The organism is Flavobacterium xizangense, assembly GCF_054075145.1.
Genome location: NZ_JBSIPG010000014.1, coordinates 91971 through 112952, shown reverse-complemented (window position 1 = coordinate 112952; position 20982 = coordinate 91971). Strand labels below are relative to the sequence as shown.

Below are 20982 nucleotides of genomic sequence, written 5' to 3'. Positions count from 1 at the left end.
CGCTACAATTACAGATGCTTCGGCAGAATTTTTGAAAATTTCGTTGTGAATTTTCTCGAATCTTGTCTCCTCAAATTGTCCTGGACTTTTGTAAGTGATATTTAAGATGTTTTTCATCTGAATTTTATTAAAAAGTTAGTCTCTTTTGCTTCTCTTTTTTGAATCAGATTATTATTTCAAATCAAAAAAAAGAGTTCTCAAAAAAGAAGTATTTAAAGCAAATATAAAAATATTTTATTAATTTTATATTTATTATTAAAATATTTTAATAAATATAAAATTAAAAAATGGTACTGTATTTTTCAGTTTTACTGTACCATTAAATATTTCAATTACAGCTCTATATGAACTGTAAAATGCTATGCTTTTTCTGAATAATCAAGATCGGTAAAAAAGGTTTCTTTCAATCTTGAAAGAGCGAACAATGAAATAAGTGATAAAACTGCACCTACCAGCATACCCGCTTTTAGAATATTTCCAGTAAAAACAGAATCTCTAATATAAGAGTAAGCCAAAATTATTAACGGAAGTGATCCACGAACAAAATTGGGCGCTGTCGTTGTTACTGTTGCACGAATATTGGTTCCGAACTGTTCTGCAGCAATAGTTACAAATAATACCCAATATCCAACCGAAACCCCCATCAATAAACATAAAAAATAGAAAAGACTTGTTGAGATATTAGATGTATTTAGATAAACAAAAACCATCACAAGATTGAATGCTAAAAACCAATACATCACTTTTTTTCTGCTTTTCAACCACTGACTCAGTAAACCACTTGCAATATCTCCTAAAACCAAACCAGAATAACAAAATGCAATGGCTTTTCCGGCTTCGATTGTGTCAGCTTGTTGTATTCCTAATGCTTTTGCGAATTCAGGTGAAAATGTAATTAAAACCCCAACCAAAAACCAAAGCGGCATTCCGATCAGAATACAATTTATGTATTTTAAAAACCTTTTTTTATTGGTAAATAAAGACAAAAAATCGCCTTTTTTCTCTGTATTATTTTCTTGTACTTTTTTAAATATTCCAGATTCGGTAATACTAATTCTTAAAAACAATAATAAGATTCCTAAAATTCCTCCAGCATAATAACACAAACGCCAATCCTGAAAAATTTCGTAAACTAAATAGGCTGCAACAGCTCCGGAAACACCTACAGAAGCCACAATCATAGTTCCGTATCCTCTTTTTTCTTTTGGCAAAGATTCGGCAACTAATGTAATTCCGGCTCCAAGTTCTCCAGCCAGACCTATTCCGGCAATTAATCTCCAAAAAGCATATCCGTCAACAGTGGTTACCATTCCGTTTGCAATATTGGCGACAGAATAAATTAAAATCGAGCCAAATAAAACAGAAATTCTTCCTTTTTTATCGCCTAGAATTCCCCATAAAATACCCCCAAAGAGCATTCCGAACATTTGCATACTGATCAAATATTCGCCCTGGTCCCGAATGGCATCGCCGGTTATTCCTAAATCTTTTAAACTGTCGGTTCGGACAATTCCGAATAATAATAAGTCATATATGTCTACAAAATAACCTAATGCAGCTACGATAACCGCTGCATTTAAGATTGATTTTGAGTCTGTTGATTTTACTGCTGAAAAAAGTTTCATAAAATAATTATTGTGGTTTGGTTGATAGCAAGTTTAAAAGAATCCTTAATGTGCAATCCAGATATCTTCAATTTCTTCCAGAGATTTTCCTGTTGTTTCCGGAACGAAAAAATAAGTAATTAAAAGATATGGAATACACATTACTGCAAAAATCCAAAAAGAGATAGCAGGACTTAGAGATTCTAAAAGAACCGGAGTTAACTGGCCTATTAAATACGAACCTATCCAAAGTGAGAAACCAGCCATAGACATTGCCAGTCCACGAACTTTTACAGGATACATTTCTGAAATAAGAACCCAGATAACAACACATATTGAAATAGCGCAAAAGAAGATATATCCAATTATTAAATACAATAGAATAGTAGGATTATTTAGTGCTAGAGAAAAATAGAAGCCAATTGCAATTAGCATCACAAACATTCCGGTAACACCAATGTAAACCAATTGTTTTCTACCGATTTTATCCACAAGATACATTCCTAATATGGTAGATACTACATTCACAACGCCAATCACAATCTGAAAATCGAGAGAGCCTTGTGAAGCCATTCCTGCTTCTTTAAATATAATTGGGCCGTAATAGAAAATTACGTTTACTCCCATGAATTGTCCTAAAATTGCCAAGCTCATTCCTATGAACAAAGCCGTTCGATAACCTTTTTGGAATAAAATCCTCCAATCTGATTTTTCTTTATTGGATAAAGATGTTTTGATATTTTCAACCTGAATTAGAGCTTCGCTTTCGCCAAATAACTGCGTTAATGTTTTTTCTGCAGAAGCGATATTGTTTTTAGAGATCTGCCATCTTGGACTTTCAGGAATAAAAAAGATTATGACAAAGAAAAGAAAAGAGGGAACGGCACACAATCCTAACATACCTCTCCAATGTTCATCCTGAAAGATAAATTTCATCCATTGTGAATCAAAATGACCTGTATTAGCCCATTGCAAAACTTGTGCATTAGCAAAGTACGAAGCAACAATTCCGATGGTAATTGCTAATTGATAAAGTGTTACTAAAGTTCCTCTAAAACGGGCTGGCGAAACTTCTGAAATGTATAACGGAGACACAATTGAAGCTACTCCAATTCCCATACCGCCGAGAATTCTGCACCAAATTAAGATTTCAAAACTTGTCACAAACATACATCCCAAAGCAGAAATAGTAAAAAGTGTCGCTGCTAAAAGCATCGTCCATTTGCGTCCTAAAATATCTGAAATTTTACCTGCAAAAGCGACTCCAACTATAGAGCCAATTAATGCACAGCCCACATACCAGCCTGTTGCTATATTATCTAAAGCAAACTGTTTGGATACCTGCTCAATAGTACCAGATATGACGGCAACATCATATCCGAAAAGAAATCCTCCTATTGCGCCGATTACCGATAGAAAAATTACATATTTAATATTTTCTTTTTGATTCATTAGTTTTTGGTTAATTAGTTAAAATGGTTTTTTATTTGATATCAAAATACTCTTTATATCTGTCATACAAATGCCCCGCTTGCAAATAAGCCGACTGCGGACTCATAAAATGCGAAAATTCAAATGTAATTCCTTTTTGAAAACCAGCTCTTTTTGCAGCTTCCAGTTTAAGGCGTAGTTTTTCAAATTTGATTGGGAAAAATTTGATTGGCATGTCTCTGTCAAAAGTTTCAGCATTTGTCCAGCATTCTAAACCGTATTTATCACCTAATTTTTTATTTACTGAGAAGAAAGCATCTAATTCGTCATAATCAATATGTCCGTCCTGAAAGGCACACGCATCAACAGCTCCTTTGATTCCGTCAAAAATTTCGCCCCATTCTTTTTCATGCTCCTGAACCGAAACGGCATCAGCTTTAGAAAGTGTTCCAGAAGCAGCCATAACCGCTTTTTTTCCGTCAATCCAAGGTGACATGAAAGTTGGTAAACCTCCCGAAACATCTTTACATAATTGTCCTAAAGTTCTGAAAGATTCTATAGCGCCTTTTGTTTTTCGGCTTATTTCTCCACTTAAATACCATCCGGCAAAGCTTTTATAGTGTCCGTATTTTTTCCAAACTTCTTCGATTACAAATTTATTCGATTCTATTTCTACCGTCATATCTCCGGTATCCCAATAAACCCCAGAATCATACAATCCGAAATAAAACTTCATTTTATGTTTATCTGCTAGTCTCAAATACATATCTAACAAATCGACACCTGGTTTATAGCATCCTTTTTTTATTAAATAATCTGAGTTATAGGTAATAAATTTTCGGTATCCGGAACGAATCATAATTACGGTATCAATTCCGATAGCTTTCATGTGGGCAAAGTCCTGATCCCATTCTTTTTCACCCCAATTTTGATGCGGAATATCATGCGAGATTTCGTCTAAAAAAGTTCCTGTAATTTTTAGTGCATTCCCTTTTGGAACTAATAATTCTGGACGATCTTCTGTAATTATCTCTGGTCTTTCAACATCTTTTATAGACGAATCACTCTCAAAAGAGCTCAATAACGGAATACTCACTGCAGATGCTGCTCCTAATCCTAATTGGCTCAAAAAATCTCTTCTGGTTTTCATTTTTTATTTTTTTATAGCTTAGTAGTTATTTTTTTATCTCGAACCAAAAATATCAATTGATTCTCCGCTTTCACCAAAAGAACTTAAATTAAAGTAACTTTTAGCAGGACATTGCATATCTGTAAAGCGTTTCGTATGCATTGGTGCTTTTTCGATAGTACCATTTACAGAACGAAACAAAAAGGTTTCAGACCATTTTGCACCTGTCACTTTTGCTGTTGTCGGTTGAACTGGCTTTCCTTCATTTGCTACCTGATCGATTGCATTTACCCGTTTGTATTGTGCCATAAATGTTGCATCGTAACCATCAACATCAAAAATTTGTTCGTATTTTTTCCCAGCACCTTCAACAATAAATTTCAATTTTTTAGATTCTATCAACTGAATACTGATAGTAACTGTTTCTCCTGGATACCAATAATATTTGGCTTCGGCAGGCGCATTCATGTAAAGTGCGGTCTGACCAGATTTATAACCTGTTCGGCGCAGAAACGGACGAAACGCTTTGTGTTCTTGACTAACAGAACCATCTGCTTCGCGAATGACTTCCCAAGTTAAGCCTATATCTGTTTCCTGTTCATCAGAATTTCCTCCTAAATATACTGAGGCATTATCTAAATAGGCTCCAGGTTTATTTGGATTTGTTCTAGAAGGGTCGTAAGTTAAAACCGGCAGTGTTACTATTCCTCCTATTCCCAGCCAAAAATCTTTACTTGAATATGCTTTTCTATAATAAGCTCCTGAAAAACAAGGACTTGAAGCTAAAGGCAGTATTTCTTTTTCAAATTTGGTTTTGATTTGTTCTTCTATGCTTAGTTTAATAGCGGGTTTTGATTGTGAATTACTTTCTGAACAACCAGCAAGAAAAATCATGCATGAAAGTACAAATAATTGAATTAAACAACTGTTTTTCATGGTTAGTTAATTAATGTTAGTTAATTCTAATTTCGTCTACAAATAAAAATGTAGGTTGTCCAGCAGAATAATGCCATTCTGGAATTTTCTCAAAAATTGGAGCGTTGATTTTTACAAATCTTGCATCTTGTGCAGCAAAAACAGCTTTTAGAGTTATAATTTTTGGACCATCCTCTTTTTGGGCAATTTTTAAATCTTCGCTATGAACTTGTGTAAAATTTATTCCGTCTTTTGAGATAAAAACTTGAAATTGTCTCGGACCAAAAATCCAGTCATTTGGAGAGGTAAATGTATTTAAGCTGACCTCTGTTATTTGTTGTACCGATCTCAAATCTATAGTAGCTTCAAAATCATCTTTGTAAAGGGCTATCCAGTCTCCAGTACTAAATGCAGTTGTACCTGTTCTTCCATCAACCAATGTTTTTCCCCCATTAAAACGATAACGGTCAACAGGTTCATTTTTTAACACAATTGGTTTTGAAGTTGCTTTGTTAAAATCAAACTTTTTGGTAAAAATTTTACTTTTATAATTTTCTGAAATAACTGCCGCTTTTACCGTCAAAGAACCTCTGATAATTATGCTTTCTTTATATTTCTCACTTTTCAATGTTGGTTCTAAACCATCTAGAGTATAATAAATTGGAGATTTACTTGACGTTTTTAAGTTTAAAATCAATTGACCATTTTCTGTATCTACTTTATATTCTGAAGAAACCTCTAGAATGTGTTTCGCATAATTGTAATGCAGCTTATTATAAATAGTCAAAAAACTAGATAATCGTTTCAAGAAATCATCATAATTCTTTTTATCAGCATTTGTCCATACCACTTCGCTTAAAGCAGCAAGCCTTGGCAAAACCATATATTCTGTCTGTTCATCGGTAGCGATATATTCTCTCCAAAGATTTGCCTGTGCACCTATAACAAGTTTTCTTTCATTTTCTGTCAATTCTTCCGGAACTGGTTCAAAAGAATAGACACGTTCTATATTTGTAAAACCGCCAATCGCTAATGGCTCTGTAACAGCATCTGTACTTTGGTAATGGTCAAAGTACACATGCGAGCTTGGTGTCATAATAGCTTTATGTCCTTGTTTAACAGCTTCTATTCCCGCCTGAGAACTCCTCCAAGACATTATTGTTGCATTTGGAGCAATTCCGCCTTCGAGTATTTCGTCCCAACCTATTACCTGTTTTCCTTTTGCATTCAAAAATTTTTCTATTCTTGACATACAGTAGCTCTGCAACTTTTCTTCTGCACTGTGATAACTGTCTTTTTGCAAATCTAATGTTGCAATTTTGGCTTGGCATTTAGGACATTTTTCCCATCTTTTTTTAGGACATTCATCTCCTCCAATATGAAAATATTTTGAAGGAAAAAGCGGTATTAATTCACTAAAAACTCCTTCTAAAAAAGCAAACGTCTTTTCATTTCCAAGACAAAGAACATCATCTGAAACTCCCCATTTCTTGTACACTTCATACCCCTCTCCAACACAGCCAAGTTCTGGATAAGAAGCCAAGGCAGCAACCATATGTCCAGGCAAATCAATTTCAGGAATAATCCTTATAAAGCGCTTCTTGGCATAGGCTACAACTTCTTTAATTTGTTCTTGAGTATAAAAACCTCCATGTGGTTTTCCATCATAAACTCCGGCCTGTTTTCCTACTTGTGTTTCAGTTCTTACTGCTCCTACTTGAGTTAATTTTGGGTATTTTTTAATTTCTACTCGCCATCCCTGGTCGTCAGTTAAGTGCCAATGAAAGGTATTGATATTGTGAAGAACCAATAAATCAATATACTTTTTTACAAATTCGACTGATGCGAAATGACGGGCAACATCTAAATGCATACCGCGGTAAGCAAATCTTGGGTAATCTGTAATTTCTACAGCCGGAAATTCGATTTGTGATTTTGTTTCATTTTCCAGCAGCACTTTTCTCAGCAATTGTGCACCATAAAAAGTTCCTCCAGCCGATGCTCCACTTATAATGATTTTATTTTGATCTACATTGAAAGTATAAGCTTCCGAATTATCATGTTTTAGATTATTCTCTAAAACAATAACATTTTCTTTTACTGGTGAGTTTATAACCTGAACTTTTATTCCTTTTGCTATTTCAATATATTCTGAAAGAAAAACTGCGATTTGATTTAAGTCGGCATTGCTTTTTGGACAATAAATCTTTGTTTTTGACGAAAGTATAAATGGTTTTCCTGAAACTAAATTGATGTTTTGTGCTAACGGAATTGTTCTATAAAAATCATTTTTTGCGTTTTGCCCAAAAACAGACAAACCTAAAAACAAAAAGACTAAGCAAATGATATGTTTTTTCATGATTTGATTTTACTTGTTTTTTTTAAAATAATCCTATTTGTTTTTTGAGCTTAATAGAGGCCTAACGGGTTTTAAAAACCTGTTAGGTCTTCATGTCAAAGCTATTTTTTACTGATTTTATCCGTCATTTTAAAAACTAATTCCCCTCCATAAGCAATTTCATTATGACTGAAGAAAAGCGAATTCAGTTTTTTTCCATTTAAAGAAACTGATTCGATGTATTTATTTGTTGGTCTATTATTTATTGTTTTGATAATTAGCTTTTTACCATTCTCAAGTTCAATAGTCGCTTTATCAAAAAGAGGTCTTGATAATGTATAAGTTGGATTTCCGGGAGCAACTTGATAAAAACCAAGCGCATTTAAAATATACCAAGCCGACATTTGCCCACAATCTTCATTTCCGCTCAAACCATCAGGAGCATTTCGATATTGTTCGCGCATGATTTTATCAGCAAGTTCTTGTGTTTTGTATCCTTTGTTTAAAAAATTATAGAAATAAATGATATGATGACTAGGTTCATTTCCGTGTGCATATTGACCGATTAAACCTGAAATATCAGCCGATGCCTCTGAACCTTCCACTTTAGCAGAAGTATTAAAAAGGGCATCTAAATTTTTCTCAAAAGCTTGTTTTCCGCCCATCAGGTCAATTAATCCAGGAACATCCTGAGGTACAAACCATGTCCACTGCCAGGCATTTCCTTCGCAATAGGGACTATTCATGTGATCTGAAAACGAGGGATTAAAAGGCCCAATAAACTTTCCATTACTGTCTAAAGCTCTCATGAAACCGGTTTCTTTGTCAAAATATTTTTTGTATCTCAAGCCTCTTTCTGAAAGATAATTGTAGTCTTCCGTTTTTCCCATGTCTTTCGCCACCTGAGCCAATGCCCAATCGTTATATGCATATTCTAAACCTCTCGACGTAGCAAAAATCACATCTTTATCGGCAGGGATAAAACCCATTTCCTGATTGTATTTTTTTCCTTTTGTCATCAGCCATTCCCAAATGGCAGGATGATTTACTTTGATTCCGGTTGTATCATAAGGAACTGATCGCATCATGGCTTTGTACGCCAATTGTGTGTCATAACCTCTTATATTTTTGGTATAAGCATCTACAATTAAGGATGTCGCATGTGCGCCAATCATTGTACCGGTATAATTTGCGGCAAGATCCCACATTGGCAATAATCCGCCTTGTTGGTATTTTAGTAAAAGTGAATTAATAAATTCATTTGTTTTTGAAGGAAAAACTAAATCTACCAATGGCATTTGTGCTCTGTAAGTATCCCAAAGTGAAAACACCGTATAATAAGTTCCTGATTCTAAAGTGTGAATTTTAAGGTCCTGACCACGGTATCTTTTATCTATATCAGAATAAGTAGACGGATGAATGAAGGCATGGTATAAACTGGTGTAAAAAATTACTTTTTCGTCTTGGGAACCTCCTTCAATTTTTATTTTCTCTAGTTGTTTTTCCCAAGCGTTTTTAGCTTCTTTTTTTACTTTTTCAAAATTCCAGTCTGCGATTTCGGCGTTTAAATTTTGAAATGCTCCTTTATCATCAACAGGCGAAATTCCAACTTTTACCTTTACTGTTTTGGGATTTTCAAAATGAAGTACTGCTTTTACATTTTCATCTTTCAATTGTTTGCCATCAATTGCTTTATTATTTTTGTATAATTGAAAAGTAAATGGCTTGTCGAATTTGGCATAAAAATAAACGTAATCTCTCTTAGACCAGCCTTCCGTTAAACGCATTCCTCTAATTTCAGTATTACTCACAATTTCAATCGAAGATTCAAGTACTTTTTGATTGTTTAAATTATGATGAAGGTCTATAATAATCCCCGAATCAATAGACGGAAATTCATATTGATGAAAACCAGCTCTTGTTGCGGCTGTCAAAGAAGCTTTAATTCCGTTATCAAAAAGAACACTATAGAAACCTGCTGATGCATTTTCATTTTTATGAGAAAAATTCAATGGATAATACTCTTGAATATTATTATCCTCCATTTTTAATTTTCCTGAAAAAGGCGTAAATAAAACATCGGCAAAATCTGTCATTCCAGTTCCGCTTAAATGACGATGCGAAAATCCGAGAATACTGTTATCATCTGTATAGTATCCACCACAGGCATCCCATCCTTGCGTTCTTGTGTCTGGACTCAACTGAACCATTCCAAAAGGCAACACTGCGCCAGGAAAAGTATGGCCGTGACCACCTGTTCCAATAAATGGATTAATGTACTGAGTCAGGTTTTTATTTTTTTGACTTATTACTTTTGATGGCGCAAAACAAAAAAAAGTAATTGATAATAGCAGGACAATTTTTTTCATTTTAAAATATTGTATTTATATTTTTTTCAAACATTTTCCAGTCTGATTCTTTAAGTTCTAAAACATACGCAAAACCTTTTTCATCTCCAGACTGCATCCATGTATCAACTAATTTTTGTTGATCACTACTGATTAGTTTCCCATCATTATCCCATACTTCACTTGTGCACAGGCATCCCAGAGAAGGTGTTTGTCCGTAAAATTCTTTGCCAATATATAAATTTTGATCAATGGTAGTACCATGAAAATAAATTTCTGACCTTCCGGCTTTTCCAGCCCAGTAAGATTGTTGCAAACTGAGGTTTTTCTGCATTTCTTTTGAAAAAAAAGAAAGGTAATGGCTTAAGGTAAAATCTTTTGTTTCATCACTAAAAAATAAATCTGCCGAACATTCAAAGGGCAAATAAGCAGCGAAACTTTTTGTTGGTCCAATGAATAAATTGTCAGAGATTGCTAAATTATGTATGCGATAAAGTCCAATTGGTGTATTTCCGTTGGTAATATACATCGGAAGATTTGTTGCGCTTCTGGCCAATTGATCGATTAGTATAATTTTGCCTTCCTTTCTGACAATTTGGCCATTTTTATTCTGAATAAAAACTTTACCAATTTTATCTCTATTTTGATGCTGAATGGAATATAAGACTTTGCTTTTTTTATCAAAATTAAATTCAATTAACTGTTTTAATTCTTTAAAAGAAATCGGTTTGTAACTTGTTAAAAACTGATTTCTTAAAGCTTTTAAAATGGGATTGTCGTTATTTTTGAATTTTGTTTTTAATAAATATCTAATGTCTTTATTGTTTCGGGATAAATAGTTAACGGCACTTGCAAAAACTTTTTCACTTTCAGATTCATTTTCTGCGATTACAATTACTTCATTAACAAAATCATTTGGAAAACAGGCAAAAACCGATTCGAATACTTTTTGCAATTCAGCTTTAGAGAATTGCTTATAGTCGCTTAATGCTTTTTTAAGAACGGTATAATTTTGCAAAGAATTATCTATAATTAAGGTTGTAGCCCAAGCATAACCGTTCCAATTAATTTTTTGATTATTTAGGAATTTATCAGCTTCCGTTTTAATGATAGAATCCTTCAATTTTATTATTAAATTTTCCCGGCTTTTTTTAGACGCAAAAGAAGATGAAACCTCTTGCGAAAAAATATTGCAAACTGTCAGAAGTAGAACCGGTAAAAATATTTTTATGCGCATTAGGTAACTTTTTCAATAATTAATTCTAATCGATTAAAGAAAAACTTCCATCGGGCAAATTTTTTCTTCGCCCGATAGTCGTTTTTTTTATTTTTATTTTGAACCATACTTTGTTGTGAAATACTCTGAGTTGTATTTTAATCCTTCAAAAAAGAAGAAAATTTCTCCGCTCACATAATTATTTCTGTTCTCATTAATTATTTGCTCTAAATATTGATTCGATGTATTGTAGGTTCCTGATTGCAAAAGTACACCTGCATACAATTTAGATCGGTCTGCGCTATTTTTTACATACGAAATTTGAGATTTCAATGTCTGAGTATAAGAAGCCAAATCATAACGATACAATTGCGGAATTACATAATCGCAGTATTTTTTATCCAGCCATGTTGGCCAGTCCTGCAGATAATTTTCCTTAGCCCAAGGATGTACACTTGGAGCCATTGAAACTATTACATTTGGTTTTGCTGCTTTTACCGCTTTATATAAATCACCTAAAAATTCAGTCAGTTTATTCGTTCTCCAGTCAGTCCATGTTGCATCTTTTTCATTCGTCGGAGGAGTAACACCTTTTTCAGTTTTATAAAGTTGAACTGTATAATCATCATACCCTCCGGCAATTGGCATCGCAGGTAATCTGTCATCTCCCTGAATTCCGTCTACATCGTATTTTTTTACCACTTCCAAAACGAGTGATTTTATAAAATTCTGAACATCAGGATTAATTCCGTTCATCCATTCAAAACCACTAGACGAAACCAGTAGGTTTTTATTAGCGTTTTTTGCGGCCCATTGCGGATATTTTTTAAGGATTACGCCACCTTGCTGATTGTTTGAAGCTGCAAATCCATATTCAAACCAGGCATGTACTTTTATTTTTTCTTTATGCGCTTCGGTAATCATTTCTAATAAAGGATCTCTTCCTTCATAGCCTTCCATAATTGAAATACCGAATTCCTTGTTCATGATTTCACTCGGGTAAAGTGTTCTTCCTTTATTCCAAACTACTACATAAATATCTGTAATGTTCGATTTTTTACAGGTTTGAACAGTTTCTTTAATCATATTTAAAGAACTCAATGCAGATGAAGCCACGTTGGTTACCCAAACACCTTTTATTCCTTTCGTAGTTTGTACAGGTTTGTTTGGCAAAACCGTTGGCGGTTCTTCACTTGCACAGGCAAAAAATAAGGCCGCAATTGATAAGATTAAAAATTTTTTCATTTTATTTAATTTTTAAACGGGAGATTTTGCAAAGCGAGCAAAATCTCCCATTTTATTTATTTCTCTAGTTTATAAACCGCTAAACGATCATTTGTTCCGTAATACAATACATGCAGTTTACCATTTATTACTGCGAAGTCTGCATCTACAGTATTATTGGCATTTGAAACAGCGTCTCCAGTTATTTCTAAAATTGGATTTTCAAGAGCATAAACGCTTGCTGTTGTGTAATCTAATAATCTAAAAACGTGTTTTCCTCCAATAAATGCTACATAAGCGATATACTTGCGGTTTTGATATGTTATTGTTTTACAATCTGTTGTTACGATACCGGAAGTTGTTTTAAAGCTTTCAGAGAAAGAACTTCCTAATATGTTTACACCGCTGTAACTTGTTCCTGTAGACGCACCTATATAACCTGTGTCATCTGGCTGAACACTAAAATAGAATCCTGTACCAGTATACGGGAATGATTGCTGAACAGGAGTAGGATTTAATACTCCATTAGTTACTTTCCAAACCAACACATTATTCTTTTGTGCAAGAGGTACTGTAATAGTCGCATTTCCGTCTAAAGATCCGCTAATATTGATACCAGCACTACGAGGCGCAAATGCTAAACCTAAACTATTTTGAGAATAGGTAATGTAATTTGTTGGTGCAGCATCTGTAATAGAGTTCCATTTAATAATTGACAATGTTGTCGCTGCTCCGGCTCCAGCTCCTAATTGAACACCTAATATTTTTCCGTTATCATCAGTAGCCAGTTTACGAATTCCTGTAACAGCACCACCGTCGAAGTTTGTACCGGTTTTAGAAAGTCCATTTAAATAATTTCCAGATAAATCATAAGCATTGATTCCTAAAGCCGCTGTTTGACCCGCAAGCATAGCATTTGTAGCGATAACAATATTGTTTCCGCTAAATCCTGCTGATGAACCTGCATTTGCAGCAAAACCAAATTGAGCATGTGATTTTTCAAGAATTGGAGTTGATTTTATCAAAGGATTTTTTACAGTAAATTCTCTTTCAATTCCATCAGTACCAGTCACTTTAACTTTAAAGCCAGCTAACGTATTTACATTTGTTCCTGTAAAAGCAGGGTCAATCGTATTTCCAAAAGAAGCGTTTATTACTACTGTTGCAGCTGAGAAATTTGTTAAATAAGGTACAACAGGCTGAATAATATTTTTTGCAGCATCTACGACAATGATTTCTGAAGTTAAATCTCCATTGATCACCATACTATTGATTTTTGCCGGTCCTACAGCTTCTGAAGTAAATACTACATCATATTTGTAAATTGTAGTTCCGTCAGCTCCTAAAACTTCTAATTTGAAAGGAGGTGTAGCTGGTAAATTGAATGTGTAATTTTTTGAAGTACCATTAACAAAATTGTTTAATGTACCATTAGCAAATTCATAAGAAACAGCCAAATTAGTAATGTCAGTTCCTACCGGAACCTGAACGATTATAGATGTTTTTCCAAAAAATATTTTGTCTTTTGGAATCGTCATACCCACTACTGTTAATCCGGTAAGACTTGGTGGTGACTGAACAATTAATTTCCATGTACTGCTTTGTCCGTCTTCACCAGAAATTTGAACATCGACTGGTTTGGTCAGATTCATATTTGTATTATTCGCCGGACTTATTACAGTTCCGTTTGAAACAAGAATTTCCGTTTTAACATCTTTCAAATTAACACCTGCAGGCAAAACTACTTTCGCCTCGTTCTTATCGTTTGGCTGAATGTTATACAAAACATTGTTTAATTTGACAGCTACAATTTTGGCTGACTGATAAGCACGATTGTCAGTGTAACTATCATCACAAGAGAATAATAGTACCAGACTTATGAGTAAATAAAATATTTTCTTCATTTGTTTATATTTTAATTAAGTGAAACAACACAAAATTTTATCTTTTTAGTTTAATTCTACTCAGGAATTTATTGACCGTAACCATCGTTTTGGCTCAACCATGGCGCTTTGTTTCTTTCAACTTGCGGTATTGGCCATAAATAGAATTTGTCTTTCCAGTTGTTAGGTCTGTCAGCATCTCTTTGACGAAGTTTTGCTCCAAATGCAGCATACAATGCTAAATCATTCAAATCTCTATCAGATCCGGTAGCTCCATAAGTTGGCACCATATCAGGAGTTACTTGAGAATATCCATCAGGATAAGTATTTGTTGCAGCATTTACGCCAGTCGCAATTGGGAATCCGTAAGTTTTTTCAGCATTTTCTAAAGCTCCGGTTCTCCAACGTCTCATGTCAAAAAAGTGTAAACCAGCTTCTCTCGCAAGCTCAACTTTACGCTCTCTACGAACCAATTGTCTTAATTTCGCAGGATCTGCCAAAGTTGTACTTGGCATATTTACTCTGTTTCTTACTTCATTAATAGCACCCGTAACGGTAGCATCAATTTGGTTTAACTCTATTTTTGCTTCAGCATAGATTAATAAGATTTCAGCGTAACGCATCATTAAAATATTATAAGATGCTTCAGAAACGATCTCATCATTAAAATAATTGTATTTTCTCCATAAGTACCCCACTCCACTCTGGATATAACCGTATTGTGCTACAGATCCTGTATAATCAAGATTAGTAATAGATGTTGAATTACCCGCTGCATCAAATGATAAAGTTGTTGGTTTGTATAAATCCATTACTATATTCAACTTTACACCGCCATTGTTTGAAATAATACGGTCTTTGTGCGTATAGATTGAAAGTTTTAAACGAGGGTCTCTATTTGCAAATGGGTTTTTAGGATCATATCCAGAACCAACTTCATCGATTCTTTTTCCATTAGCCATTTCATAAGTATCTACTAATAATTGCGTTGGGAATCTTCCTGATTGTCCGCCAACAGTTCTCGCCATTTCTCCAAAAGATTGATAATGTGTCTTTTTTGACGATTGATCTGAATAAGCAAGTGCAAAAATATTTTCTTTTTTTGCAGCACCAGTAAGTTGTCCAGCTCTCGTAAATAAATCATCAAAATTTGGATCTAATGCTCTGCCCGATTCTAACATTATACGTCTTGCCGTTTGAGCTGCAATATCAAAGTAAACCGCTGCTTTTGCAGGGTTTTTTACACCTTTTTCGCCAAAACCTTCTTTGCACCAAGAACCAGCATACAATGCCATTCTTGCTTTTAAACCTAATGCATATGATTTATCAATTCTTCCAAATTCGCTCGCTTGCCATGGCAATTGTGTGCTGGCCTCTTCTAAATCGTTCAATAAATAATCAACGATTTCTGTCCAGGGTGTTCTTGCAATTGCTTTTTGCTCTTCAGGAGTAACTGATTTAGTAAAAAATGGTACATCTCCATATAATGCTGTCAAATAATGGTAGTGAGTCGCTCTTATCACTTTGATTTCTGCAAGATATTGTTTTGCTTTATCGCTTAACTCATTAACATAAGGCTGTGCACCTTCTAAAACAGTGTTGCTTCTTGCAACTCCTTTATAAAAGTTTGCCCACTGTGCTTCAACAATAAAATTGTTTTCAAGAGCCACATTATTTATACCAATAGCATTATTATCTGCACGTTCGATGCCCATAGGCGTATACATATCGTACAATGTAAAAAAAGGTAACTGGCTTGACTCCATGTACAAACTTTGGTAAGCACCACTCGCACCTTGTTTTATAGCCGCTTCATTGTTGTAAAAGTTAGATGACAAATAATCACTTAAAGGTTCTTTGTCAATATAATCATCGCAAGATCCAAACCCTATAACAAGGGCTAATCCTAATATTGTTTTTTTGATTAAGTTCATTTTGTTAAAATTTTAAATTAGCACCAAATGTTATAGTCTGCATAATTGGATAGAATTCACCTCCCAGATTTCCTCCGTAATTCACCTCAGGGTCATATCCAGAATAGAAGTGACTTAATGTCCATAAATTTTGTCCACTTACATAAAAACGAACATTATCAATTTTTGTCTTAGTCAAAAATGATTTTGGCAAGCTATATCCAATCACAATATTTTTTAATCTTAAATAAGCACCATTTTTCACCCATTTATCAGAAGTAACAAAGTTATCTGCAGAGTTAGCTTCCGGAACTAAAATAGGATATTCAGCGTCCTGATTATCCGGAGTCCAGGAATCTAATTGATGTGTAAATAAGTTAGATCCGTTAAAAAATGGTCGTACTCCGATACCGCTCATTAATACCTTTCTTTCGCCCACTCCTTGAAAGAAGCAAGTAAAATCAAAATTTTTGTAGCTTGCAGTCAAGTTCACACTATACTCGTAATGTGGAAAAGGATCCCCTAAATACACTTTATCATTTTCTGTAATTTGATTAGGATTCAAACCACTTGGGTCCATTTTTAAATATTTTACGTATCCAGGTTTAGCTGCACTTGACAATTTTGGCGAATTAGCAACGTCAGCTGCATCAACATAATATCCATCAGTTTTGTAACCCCAAATTCCTCCATTTGGATATCCTACAGTAACAGATCTGTCTGAGTTTGGCCCGTAAAGTTTTGTAATTTCATTTTCGTTGTTACTAAGAGTTGCAGTAATTCCGTAATTGAACTCTCCAATATTACTTTTATATGAAATAGTAGTTTCCCAACCTTTATTTTGCATATCTCCTGCATTGCTGTATGTAGCGTTAAGACCTACATAATATGGCACAGGATAAACCATAAGCATATCATAAATATCTTTTATATAATAATCGAATGTTGCAGAAAGTTTTCTTTTGAAGAAAGTAGCATCCAATCCAAAGTTAGTTTGTCTTGATTTTTCCCAAGTAATATTTGGATTTGATAATGTTGTTTGTGCAACACCTTGTGCTAATTGCTTATCGATCCAGTAGCTATATCCTGGCTGAATTGTTGATGCATAAGGATAGTTTCCGATATCCTGATTTCCTAAAGTTCCTACAGACGCTCTTAATTTTAAATCACTAACATAATCCAAAATAGACTCCATGAATTTTTCTTTACTCACAATCCATCCTGCTGAAAAAGAAGGAAAGAATCCCCATTTTTTGCCTTCTACAAAACGAGAAGAACCATCATAACGTCCGCTAAACTCGAATAAATATTTACTATCATAATTGTAGTTAAATCTTCCGTAGAAAGATGACATTGCCCATTCTGATGCACCGCCAGTAGCCGATGCAGTTGCTCCGTCTCCATTTACTAAATAATATCTTTCAAGATCAAAACCATTTTTACTTGCGCTAAAATCTCTTGCTTCGTTATTTTCGCTTTGTGTACCAACCATTAACTTAGTTTCGTGCTCACCAAATTTTTTACCATAAGAAGCCTGAGCTCTGAAATAGTTTCTGAAATTCTCTGAATATAATTCTGTTACTCCATCTCTAGCTGGATAATAACCTTGTACAACACCTTTTAAAGAAGTTAAATATGGCGTAGTTATATACGTTGCTCTCGCCTCTGTTTTTCTGTAGCTGTACTGACCTAGAATTTCTAAGTCTTTTACTGGTGTTGCAATCAAAGTTGCATTCAATAATATTTCTGGTCTTGATACTGTATTTTGTCCGGAAGCTTCGGCATTAGCTACTGGATTATCGCCATTTTTTCCATATCCCCAATTACCATCTAATTCTTTAACAGCCGAAAGCGTTGGCAACATGTATAAAGCCTTATTAATAATGCCTTTTGGTGAAGAAATTCCAGGAGTTACTTGAGTTGAAGTTCTATATGAAATTTCATTATTTAATTTTAACCAGCTATTAATATTAGCATCAGTATTTAATCTAACATTGATACGTTTATAATTGTTGTTATCAATTAAACCACCTTGGTTAAGAGATGTTAAGGCTCCAAAATATTTTATATCCTTAGCGCCACCAGATAAAGTAACATTATTGTTTGTCATTAAGGCACTGTTTTTTAAAGTAGCCTCTTTCCAATCTGTATCATATCTGTTCCAGTTGTCTGGTTTGTAAGCTCTTTGATCTGCAATCATTTGTTCTCTTGCTGCTCTTTGATCTGCAGGAATAGTAATCCCAGCATTGTCAAAAGAATTAAGTTCAGCTTGAAGATAATCTGCCGCTTTTACAACTTTCGGCATATTAGTAGGTGTCTGAATTGTAGTGTATGAATCAAGAAGTACTTTCATTTTTCCTTCTTTACCTCTTTTCGTGGTAATCAGAATAACACCATTTGAAGCTCTTGAACCATAAATAGAAGCTGAAGCAGCATCTTTTAATACAGAAACAGACTCAACAGTATTCATATCCACTTGATTGATATCCATTTCGATACCATCTACCAGAACTAATGGGTAAGTATTTGAGTTTACAGAACCAATACCTCTAATTCGAATATTAGAACCATCCGATCCAGGTTCTCCAGAAGTTTGCTGCACCGTTACACCTGCAATTGTTCCCTGTAAGGCTGTAGATAAAGAAGCAACTGCTCTTTTATTAAGATCAGCACCTTTTACAATTCCGAGAGCCCCTGTTACGGTTTCTTTTTTCTGAGTACCGTAACCAACAACTACAACTTCCTGCATTTGATTTGCAATTGACTGCATTTTTACTTTTACGGTTGTTTTTCCTGTTATATCAACAGTAATGTCTTTGTGCCCCATATAGCTCACAATGATCGCATTTTTGCCAGAAGGAACAGTGATTTGAAAATTTCCGTCAAAATCTGTGGAAGTTCCTTCTCTCGATCCTTCCACGACAATATTGGCTCCAATTAATGGCATACCGTCTGGGTCAACAACTGATCCTTTTAATTGTTTTGATTGTGCCTGTATTGCTACCGATGACAAACAAAACAGTAAAAAAAATATCATTTTTTTCATAGTTAAAATTATTTAGATTGGTTAGTTAATTAGTTTATTTAAGTGTTTTCCATAATTCGTATAATCCTCGCGGGACATGGAAACACCCTTTCCATTTACCGCCTTTTGCTTCTAGCAATGGCTTACCTTCTCTAGTAAGATAGCCAAACCATTCACCTTGAAATTCAGCATCTCTAAAATGATTCCAAGTATAATCATGAAGTTTTAAAAACCATTCTTTTGATTTTTCGTTTCCAGTCAATTTATAGGCTTTAGCAAAAGAAATCATCGTTTCAATATGCACCCACCAAAGCTTTTGATTCCATTGTAATTCCTGGGTCGGATGCCCTTGAATGTCAAGGAAATAATAAATACCTCCAAACTCCTTATCCCAGCCAAACTCTGTTGTACGAGTTAAAATTTCTTCACACTGCTTAATCAAATCCTGTTTATTGTAACGAACGGCAATATCCATCAGAAACCACATTGACTCATTTCCGTGCCCAGGATTTACAACTCTTCCTTCAAAACTGTCACTAAATTCTCCCGTTGTATACACGTTTTCCATGATAATACCATGCTCCTTATTTAAGAAATTCGTCATAATATCCTCAATCAATGGCGGTACCATTTGGTCAACAACTTCTTTACCTATTACTTCTTCTAATAACAAAGAAAGGTTACATAAAATCATAGGAAGTGAGAAGCTCTTTAACTCTCTTGTCCCAGCATGAATTTTGTTCCATTTGCCTTTAGGATTATTTTGTCTCGCCAAAATATTATGGTACGTTTTAACAGCAATTTCTTTATGCTCGGGATTATTGGTTGCTTTATAAAGCTCGCCAAAAGCCATTGCTGCAAAGCAATCTGAAAAAATATTGTATGGCTCAACTAGTGGTTCTCCTTTTTGATTCAGAGAAAAATACCAGTTTCCTTCTTTATCACGTCCATTTTTTATTAGGAAATCGGCACCATGAAGTGATGTATCCAGCCACTCCTGCTTTTTTTCAACATTATTGTAAAGCATTGCATAAGTCCAAACCTGTCTGCCCTGAAGCCAGATAAATTTATCAGTATCATAAACTTTTCCTTGTCGATCTAAACAAGTAAAATAACCACCAAATTCACTATCAATAGAATTTTTATCCCAAAAAGGAATTATTTGCTCTAATAATTCTTTTTCATAGAGTTTGGCATATGCTGTCAAATCAACATCTTGAAGATGTTTTGGACTTTCTATATTTTTTGTTTCTAACATTAATCGTATGTGTTAAGTTTAAGTTTATATTTTATTAAATGTATTTTTTTAGAATAGAGGCCCATCGCAGATATCCATTTCCTAAAAGATGCAAACCATCATTTGTAAATTCTTTGCTCAATTTTCCCTGATCATCCAAAAATTCCGGAAAAATATTCAGAAAGAATATTTTGTTTTGTTTCGCTAGATTCTCTAGGTCCAAATTCACTTCTTTTATCACATCCATTTTTCCCTGATGGTTTTTGAACGTAGTGAATTCATCATTTGTGGGTAAAATACTTTGAATATAAATCAACGTTGCAGGACTATCATTTTTAATTTTTGAGATAATTTTTTGATAGTTGCTTATTATTATCTCCTTATTTAAATTCAATGCTATATCATTGATTCCTATTAATATGAATACTTTTTTTGGATGTCTATTTACAACTTCATCCATTCGATCCAATACTCCCAAAGTTATGTCGCCAGAAATCCCTCTGTTTTTGACATTTTTTCCAGAAAATATTTCATCCCAGTTGGCGCAATTTGTAATACTATCGCCCAACAAAATGATTTCGTTTTTGCCAGCGGGCATTGATTCAAAGAAAGAGCGTCTTTGATCATAGAAATAGTTATGAAAATTTTGCTTCACTTCCTGTGCAAATAAGCCACAGAAAAGCGTAGAGAAATAAATACTAATTAATTTAATCATGCTT

At 34.2% G+C, this 20982-nt stretch carries 13 protein-coding genes; all 13 read right to left on the bottom strand.

What is annotated here, in order from left to right:
* Nucleotides 1-359: 359 nt before the first annotated feature.
* The 13 genes from ACWA1B_RS21000 to ACWA1B_RS20940 all read right to left on the bottom strand — a co-directional run bounded on the left by ACWA1B_RS21000 (nucleotide 360) and on the right by ACWA1B_RS20940 (nucleotide 20978).
* A complete protein-coding gene (locus ACWA1B_RS21000) occupies nucleotides 360-1625 on the bottom strand; it encodes an MFS transporter (protein WP_456910364.1) in 1266 nt (421 codons plus the stop codon).
* Between the two features lie 45 nt (nucleotides 1626-1670).
* Nucleotides 1671-3056, bottom strand: coding sequence for a sugar porter family MFS transporter (locus ACWA1B_RS20995; protein ID WP_456910362.1), 1386 nt, complete (start codon nucleotides 3054-3056; stop codon nucleotides 1671-1673).
* A gap of 31 nt (nucleotides 3057-3087) precedes the next feature.
* Complete coding sequence (locus ACWA1B_RS20990; protein ID WP_456910360.1) at nucleotides 3088-4185, bottom strand: DUF4434 domain-containing protein; 1098 nt, start codon at nucleotides 4183-4185, stop codon at nucleotides 3088-3090.
* A gap of 33 nt (nucleotides 4186-4218) precedes the next feature.
* A complete protein-coding gene (locus ACWA1B_RS20985) occupies nucleotides 4219-5100 on the bottom strand; it encodes a hypothetical protein (RefSeq protein ID WP_456910358.1) in 882 nt (293 codons plus the stop codon).
* Between the two features lie 16 nt (nucleotides 5101-5116).
* Nucleotides 5117-7438, bottom strand: coding sequence for a glycoside hydrolase family 20 protein (locus ACWA1B_RS20980; RefSeq protein WP_456910356.1), 2322 nt, complete (start codon nucleotides 7436-7438; stop codon nucleotides 5117-5119).
* Between the two features lie 101 nt (nucleotides 7439-7539).
* Nucleotides 7540-9786, bottom strand: a complete 2247-nt coding sequence (locus ACWA1B_RS20975; RefSeq protein ID WP_456910354.1) for a GH92 family glycosyl hydrolase — start codon at nucleotides 9784-9786, stop codon at nucleotides 7540-7542.
* A gap of 1 nt (nucleotide 9787) precedes the next feature.
* Nucleotides 9788-10888: a hypothetical protein gene (locus tag ACWA1B_RS20970; RefSeq protein WP_456910352.1), complete on the bottom strand. Its 1101-nt coding sequence runs from the start codon at nucleotides 10886-10888 to the stop codon at nucleotides 9788-9790.
* A gap of 207 nt (nucleotides 10889-11095) precedes the next feature.
* Nucleotides 11096-12226 (bottom strand): glycoside hydrolase family 10 protein, encoded by a 1131-nt coding sequence (locus tag ACWA1B_RS20965; RefSeq protein WP_456910350.1) that lies wholly within the window; start codon nucleotides 12224-12226, stop codon nucleotides 11096-11098.
* A gap of 56 nt (nucleotides 12227-12282) precedes the next feature.
* Nucleotides 12283-14109, bottom strand: coding sequence for a hypothetical protein (locus ACWA1B_RS20960; RefSeq protein WP_456910348.1), 1827 nt, complete (start codon nucleotides 14107-14109; stop codon nucleotides 12283-12285).
* Nucleotides 14110-14177: 68 nt separating this feature from the next.
* Nucleotides 14178-16022 (bottom strand): RagB/SusD family nutrient uptake outer membrane protein, encoded by a 1845-nt coding sequence (locus ACWA1B_RS20955; protein WP_456910346.1) that lies wholly within the window; start codon nucleotides 16020-16022, stop codon nucleotides 14178-14180.
* Nucleotides 16023-16026: 4 nt separating this feature from the next.
* Complete coding sequence (locus ACWA1B_RS20950) at nucleotides 16027-19047, bottom strand: SusC/RagA family TonB-linked outer membrane protein (protein WP_456910344.1); 3021 nt, start codon at nucleotides 19045-19047, stop codon at nucleotides 16027-16029.
* Nucleotides 19048-19081: 34 nt separating this feature from the next.
* A complete protein-coding gene (locus ACWA1B_RS20945) occupies nucleotides 19082-20284 on the bottom strand; it encodes a n-acyl-d-glucosamine 2-epimerase (protein ID WP_456910342.1) in 1203 nt (400 codons plus the stop codon).
* Between the two features lie 34 nt (nucleotides 20285-20318).
* Nucleotides 20319-20978 (bottom strand): GDSL-type esterase/lipase family protein, encoded by a 660-nt coding sequence (locus tag ACWA1B_RS20940; RefSeq protein ID WP_456910340.1) that lies wholly within the window; start codon nucleotides 20976-20978, stop codon nucleotides 20319-20321.
* Nucleotides 20979-20982: the final 4 nt, after the last annotated feature.